Annotated in this window: 6 protein-coding genes; 1 reads left to right on the top strand and 5 read right to left on the bottom strand. The window is 39.1% G+C overall.

The annotated features are described in order from the left end of the window. The 3 genes from B050_RS0110690 to B050_RS0110675 all read right to left on the bottom strand — a co-directional run. Positions 1-469, bottom strand: a 469-nt coding sequence (locus B050_RS0110690) for a hypothetical protein (protein ID WP_026235801.1), incomplete at its 3' end; no start/stop codon positions are given. Positions 470-746: 277 nt separating this feature from the next. Continuing rightward, positions 747-1,262, bottom strand: coding sequence for a hypothetical protein (locus B050_RS0110680; protein ID WP_018473909.1), 516 nt, complete (start codon positions 1,260-1,262; stop codon positions 747-749). Positions 1,263-1,272: 10 nt separating this feature from the next. Further along, positions 1,273-2,208, bottom strand: a complete 936-nt coding sequence (locus tag B050_RS0110675) for an RHS repeat-associated core domain-containing protein (RefSeq protein WP_455423225.1) — start codon at positions 2,206-2,208, stop codon at positions 1,273-1,275. A gap of 433 nt (positions 2,209-2,641) precedes the next feature. On the opposite strand from B050_RS0110675, the gene B050_RS22285 reads away from it, so the two are divergent. After that, positions 2,642-2,842, top strand: coding sequence for a hypothetical protein (locus B050_RS22285; protein ID WP_018473908.1), 201 nt, complete (start codon positions 2,642-2,644; stop codon positions 2,840-2,842). Positions 2,843-2,900: 58 nt separating this feature from the next. Here the strand turns inward: B050_RS22285 and B050_RS0110665 are convergent, their stop codons facing one another. Continuing rightward, positions 2,901-3,347 carry a hypothetical protein gene (locus B050_RS0110665; protein ID WP_018473907.1) on the bottom strand — a complete coding sequence of 149 codons (447 nt, stop codon included), beginning with the start codon at positions 3,345-3,347 and terminating at the stop codon, positions 2,901-2,903. Between the two features lie 87 nt (positions 3,348-3,434). Further along, a partial coding sequence (locus B050_RS23555; RefSeq protein WP_044202286.1) for an RHS repeat domain-containing protein occupies positions 3,435-3,852 on the bottom strand: 418 nt, incomplete at its 5' end.

The following is a 3,852-nucleotide window of genomic DNA, read 5'->3' as shown; positions in this document are numbered from 1 at the left end:
TAGCGGCATCATCGGCCAATGAAGCTGACGATTTCAATATTTTTTCGCCTAATCCTTTAGCAGGGGCCGAGAAATGGGCTATTTTAACCTTAGTCAAGTTAACCACTGCTTCGCTCATCTCCACTCCACCTGCCAGTCCCGCAGATTTGTCAATTAACTGTAGCGCTGAATTGGAACCCGTAACTACACTTCCAAACTTAAATCCACTTTGTGCAAAATTAACAACCCCTCTTGACAAACTCCCCGCTCCTCCTGCAGAAGCACCATCCAAGAATTTATAACCAACATACTTAGCAATATCACCAGGATTTTCAAAGTTAGGAAGATTACCCGTATAAATATCAATCCCGACATTTAGAGAGGAGGTGGATCTACCAGGCGAGTAAATAAAAGGAGTGGTATTTCTGAAACCCGATTCCTGCCACTTACAGAACAGGGAGTAATATGCTTGGATGGATTTCTGTTTCATCCTGCAACATTCGGTATTCATAATGCCTGTATCAATATGTGGGTTGCCGGACGGTTACACTGATGGCATGTTTCACTGGATTTATGATGATATCTATGAACTCGTAAAGCTGCATGAAAATGATACATTCAAAGGATCGAAGCCAATAGAACATATCTTAACCCAAACTCTTCTCTTCGATCAAATTCCTGATTTTTCGCTACTGTCTCATGGAGATTATGCAGGCATTGAAGATTGATATTATTCAACAAAAAAACCTACCGAAGCAGGGTTGATTCTAAGTGGTTTTCGAATAAAATATCAGCTTTTCAACAAAGTATGCATAAACCTCTGTATCAACTGGGTTTGGCTTGATAAAAACAGATAACCTTGCTTCTCCATATCTTTTACCTTGCTCATCTTTAAAAACAAAATATGTAATGCTCCCTGAGGATATTTCATAACCGGATTCAAAAAATCCAGAGTTAAACGTTGTAAAACCTTCCCTGTAGATAGATTTATCAAACATTTTGATGATAACCGGATCGGAAGCCATTAGTGTGGTATCCTTGATAATTCCAGTATCCTTGTTGAGATAGAACTCTTTAAATGAGTCGGTGTTTTTTACAACTACAATCATCTCCTTATCAGCAACAGAGAATATAACATGGCTTTTACCTTCTATTTCCTTTTGTAATTGGCTCTCCAATAAAGAATCTGCTACTTTTCTACTTCTCAAGTCTGCTTCACTTAATCTCTGGGAGCAAGCTTGGATAGAAAATGAGCAAAGAATTAATAATGTAAGTATTCTCATGATATCACTTTTAATTTCCAGTCTTCGGTAATGTATTAGGATCTACAACTTTACCACCAGCATGATTAGAACCATCTCTCGTTGGTATTCCCAAGACTCTCCTTATTAAATTATCTGTCCTGATAGCATGGGTATTATTGGCCTTGGGGTCAGCTCCTTGAGCAGAAGGGATTCCATGCCCAAAGACTTCATGACCAGTAGTGACAGCTCTATTACCTCCAGACTGCTGAACTCCCTGTCCTTCAATTATTATTGAATGAGAACCATCAGAAGTTGGCACATTAAACCCTGCACCGCCCAATGCATGTACTATATTTGAATTGACCTTACCTTCCGCATTCTTAGTGCCGTCACCAAAACCACTTTGTACGCTATTCAGATGTGACGCAAAAGCATCACTACCTTCACCAGATAAATCATCTCCTTTCTCAACAAACTCAACCTTATGAATATCATCTGAGTTGATAGCACCAGCAACTAACCCCGCAAGAGCCAAGTCGTCTCCCTCTAATCCTTCTAATGCCCCAGCTAAAGCATCCGAATCAATTTTGTTAAAATCTTTTCCGTTCCCTTTTTTACCAGAACGAGTAATCAATGCTCTGAAGGCATCAAATTGCTCTCCTGCAAACGTTGTATTTAAATCTTCATGAACCTTTTCAGCATCCTTCTTTGTGACACCTTCAACCTGCATCCCATCAGGATCAATAAAGCGAATCGGATTATTGAGTGCATAATGGTAAGGACTATGCATATCATACTGATTTGCCAAAGGATCAATGTGATTCCATCTCCCTAAGGCTGGATCATACATCCTAGCACCATAATCTATCCATCCAGTTTCTTCCTGCTCTTCCTTCCCATTAAACTTAAGCCTATTCGGTTCTGAATAGCTTCTTTGGTAGCTATTAAAAGTCCCGCCAAAAGGATAATAATCATCCTTCTGCACGATCAGGCTGTTTTCATGACTTACTTTAAAATCATCGAAAAACACTTCAATGCGGGATCCAGTTTCATTTGATAGGTAAATATANACATATCCTGGTTTTGTTATCGTGATNGGATTGATTTTTAGGTTTTGGTGNGGGATATCTGCCCCCGTTTCCTTTGCCGAACTGCTGATTTGCTTGTACGCAGAGGTGATATAGTTTTGGTTTTGGTCTAGTACCAAGATGTTGATATAGGCTTTGGGTACTCCTGTAATGCTGCTTTAATCATAATGGAGGATATTTTGCTTTCTCGTCTTCTCTGTTCCGCTGTCTTAGCCTGTTATCTCTTAAAGCACAATATTTAAAATTGTTATGGACATGCCACGCGTATTGGCGTCGACAAGTCGGCATACAGCAAAATAGAAAAGGGAACCTGGGGCTCAACTCCTCAATATGACTACTGACCAGATACTTGCATACGACGGGGACATCCCTTCGGAAGTCGTCATCGAGGACAAAACCGCCGTAGATCAGCTCAGGCTTATCCAGCAATTGGAGGACGAGGACAGACAGACCATCTTCAAGCTGATCGACAAGATGCTCACCAACAAAAAATTCAAAGACTTCTTCCAGAAAAATGTCGCTGCGCTGTAAAAGCAAAAAGCCCGGACTTGCCGGGCTTAAACCTTGTTGATTAAATTACTTACTTTGACTATTGAAAATATTCGATTTCAATAATTTTTTTTCCGCTTTCTTCATAAAAATCAAAGAGAATCCTTTCATTTAAGTCATTACTTACTAGGCTAAAAATACCTCCTGAATCATCGTCAAAATTGAAATTGAAATTAAAATTGGCAATGGAATTAATGACTATACCACCACAATCACGAGATAAGGAGGTTAGTAAATAAATACTGTCTTCCGATTTGAACTTTTCATTTACTATATTTTTTAGCCCCGCTTTATCTTCAAATGGAAGAACAGTCTTAAATACTTCTTTAAGGGTAGAGATTTTTTCAAGTATTCTATCCGTCTCAACTATAGACAATAAACACCTTTCACTATCAGTAGTCAACTTTTCAATCGTATTTAAATAGCTTTGAAGAGATTGCTTTCCAAACAATCTTCGTTTTTTTTGATCAAGCGTCTCCTCTAACATCTTAATTATTATAGTTTACTTTTGATTTATTATTATCCAGTTTAGGTCTGCCATAATTGTTCATCCTTACCTTACCGTTGTCTGTTTTTACCTTTCCGGCTTCCCAATGAGGCTGTCCTTGGTGACTTCTATCCAATGTTTGTTGTTGAACAGATTTTGTCTGAGTTTCACCTCCTTTTCCTGGTACTTCATATGTATATTCTCTTCCTGAACTATTTCTAGATTGAGATTTTGGTTGCTGACTAGTAGGAATTCCAGCATCTCGCATTGCGACAGCCATTCCCTCTCGCCTGCCATCGGATCGACAACACCCCACCTTCCTATAGCCGGGTCATACATTCTCGCTCCAAAATCGATCAAGCCAGTTTCCTTTTGTTCTTCTTTACCCGAGTATTTGTAGAGGTTCTCCTGCCCACTCGTATATGAATTAAAACTCATCCCAAAAGGATAATAATCATCCTTCTGCACGATCAGGCTGTTTTCATGACTTACTTTAAAATCATCG

The sequence above is a fragment of the Echinicola pacifica DSM 19836 genome (assembly GCF_000373245.1).
Classification (GTDB): Bacteria; Bacteroidota; Bacteroidia; order Cytophagales; family Cyclobacteriaceae; genus Echinicola; species Echinicola pacifica.
This window is presented reverse-complemented; position numbering and strand designations above follow the sequence as displayed.

Bases quoted from the DNA above. Each gene is read 5' to 3' on its own strand.
- B050_RS0110665 (WP_018473907.1), bottom strand. From the start codon at position 3,347: ATGTTAGAGGAGACGCTTGATCAAAAAAAACGAAGATTGTTTGGAAAG.
- B050_RS22285 (WP_018473908.1), top strand. From the start codon at position 2,642: ATGACTACTGACCAGATACTTGCATACGACGGGGACATCCCTTCGGAA.
- B050_RS0110680 (WP_018473909.1), bottom strand. From the start codon at position 1,262: ATGAGAATACTTACATTATTAATTCTTTGCTCATTTTCTATCCAAGCT.